Below are 2,116 nucleotides of genomic sequence, written 5' to 3'. Positions count from 1 at the left end.
CTGAATATAGCGGATATAGACCTACTCAAAGATAAGGCTGAAGCAGAGCAACTTTCCAAACAGTTAGTTTATGAAGCTGCGACGGTATTTACCGATGAAGCATTCAGAAAAATGTTTCTGACCAAGATCGAGTTTTATCAAGTGATGCGTGATGAAAATGGTGAAGTCATTAAAGATGAAAATAATGAAGCGATATGGAAAAAATTAACGGATGAAGAAAAGCAAAATTTAAAACCCGGTAAAGATAATAAGGTACATATTTTTAATAACGGCATGTTTAATTCAGTCGATGCGGCAAAAAAACTGGCACTGCAAAATCATCAATCAGACTATTTGATTCATTTCCCATTAACCAATAATGCCTTATCGGAGCTAATGGTTGCCGGTTACCAGAAATTTCTTGAAAGCGAAGGTTTTGGACTCACGAATGCTGTTAAAGAAAATATTAAGGTGATGGCTAAATACGGTAAGACAGGACTTATTATTGATGCGCATAGTCGAGGTGGAATGACAACAGGTAATACCCTGCGCTTTATCAATGAAAATTACAATGACAATTTAATCCTAAAAAAACTAGATATTTATACTGTAGGCTCAGCATTCAATAATCAACAGATGGCAGATTTATTGAGTGAAAATTCTAGTGGAAACGGTAAGGTTTTTGCTCAAGTTCACAAAGACGATTTTGTAGGTACTTTCATTGGTAGTAATGAAGCTACTGGGGGCACTACTCCTGATGGTAGTACCAGTTTTATTGAAGGACTGAAATCGCTCTTTTTTGATGTCACTGTGCATAATAGTTATGGGGAGGGAAAGCCTAATGGTGCTAGTAAAAAATATTGGCAGGATAGTCCCGATGGGAAAGCTAAATTTATCTTAATACCAGCAAGTAACAAGGAAGTGTTAAATAAATGATAAAAAAACAACTCGTTATATTGATCTTTTATATGTTTGTCACTGCATGTAGCTCAGTATATCAGCAACAAGATTGTGGAAAAGAAGGAAGCAATGAATGCCAGAATGGATCGGGCGGATATGTTCTTATAGAACCAAAGATTGATGAGGACTATGTCAGAAAATACAATATCCCATCACTGGATTTATACAAAAATAAAATAAGTATTGTAAAGACCAGCAATTGGCAAAAAGGTGATTTAACACGTAAAGAACGTGATGAGGCACTTTTAGAATGTGGCTCCAGTGATATCTGGTTGTCAAAAAACTATGCCTTAATGAAGACATTATCTCCTGATGAATATAACGGTAAGCTACTACTGATCAAACGCTGCATGCTTGATGATGGCTTTACTTTCCTTGGTGATTTTTCACCATGTGAGAATGATCCTATTCCTGCTTGTGAACTACCTGCTCCAAAAAGAGATATCAAAAGACGGCTTGATAGTGGGTATTGTATTCGCGATGCTTATCTTACGGAGTGTCAACCTCAGTCGCGTGAACGTATTCTCAATACTGAACAATGCAAGCGTTATCCTGAGGTGTATTACTGTGATGTTTGAGTATGTCCAATCCAGCCAAGCATTTTCTTTTTCAAAACTAAGATACATGGAGGTATCAAATGACTTATTTTTCCAGAATTATTATCACTATTTTTATTTGCAGTCTGGCGGGTTGTTCTATGTATAAGGTCGTTCCAGACCCGCTCTGGGATGCTTGGCATAAACGAGGCAGTGATAAAGATTCAACCATAAAAGACATGAATGAGTGCGGATATAGTAAAGATTTAAGAAGAGGAGCGGATCTACCTAACAGCAAGATTGAACCTCTTCACCGCTGTATGGAAGAAAAAGGTTATAAGTTTGACTTTAGTAGTTTTCGAGCGAATAACTGTTACGGTACAAATGCGCCTTATCCGTGTCGTGTTTACTGGGGTGGCGGTGCAGCTGAATGGGAAAAAGTGACGCCAACAAACTAGATTAGGTTTGTTTGGTGAGGGGCAGGCAGATGACGAGAGCATTAGTGCTTGTCCCTTACTTTTTTTGTTTAACAGGATATTCTTTCACCACATTTTTAACTCACGTTAAATCATAGAAGTCGATAGGGTGTTACTTTCACCTCCAAAATTGTGAACTTTATCTAAAAATGAAGTGACTTAATG

The 2,116-nt window shown here is 37.4% G+C and carries 3 protein-coding genes; all 3 read left to right on the top strand.

Features of this window, described 5'->3' with window-relative positions; genetic code table 11:
* Nucleotides 1-915 (top strand): hypothetical protein (locus B4K20_RS13425; protein ID WP_289283255.1); only part of this gene is annotated, 915 nt, incomplete at its 5' end.
* Nucleotides 912-1,517 carry a hypothetical protein gene (locus B4K20_RS13420; protein ID WP_289283254.1) on the top strand — a complete coding sequence of 202 codons (606 nt, stop codon included), beginning with the start codon at nt 912-914 and terminating at the stop codon, nt 1,515-1,517. The genes B4K20_RS13425 and B4K20_RS13420, both read left to right, overlap by 4 nt.
* Nucleotides 1,518-1,576: 59 nt before the next feature.
* Complete coding sequence (locus B4K20_RS13415) at nt 1,577-1,933, top strand: hypothetical protein (RefSeq protein ID WP_289283253.1); 357 nt, start codon at nt 1,577-1,579, stop codon at nt 1,931-1,933.
* The last annotated feature ends 183 nt before the right edge of the window (nt 1,934-2,116 follow it).

The organism is Methylophaga sp. UBA5088, from assembly GCF_002414625.1.
Lineage (GTDB): Bacteria > Pseudomonadota > Gammaproteobacteria > Nitrosococcales > Methylophagaceae > Methylophaga > Methylophaga marina.
The sequence above is the reverse complement of the archived record's forward strand: the minus strand, read 5'-3'. Positions and strand labels throughout refer to the sequence as shown.

Bases quoted from the DNA above. Each gene is read 5' to 3' on its own strand.
- B4K20_RS13420 (WP_289283254.1), top strand. From the start codon at position 912: ATGATAAAAAAACAACTCGTTATATTGATCTTTTATATGTTTGTCACT.
- B4K20_RS13415 (WP_289283253.1), top strand. From the start codon at position 1,577: ATGACTTATTTTTCCAGAATTATTATCACTATTTTTATTTGCAGTCTG.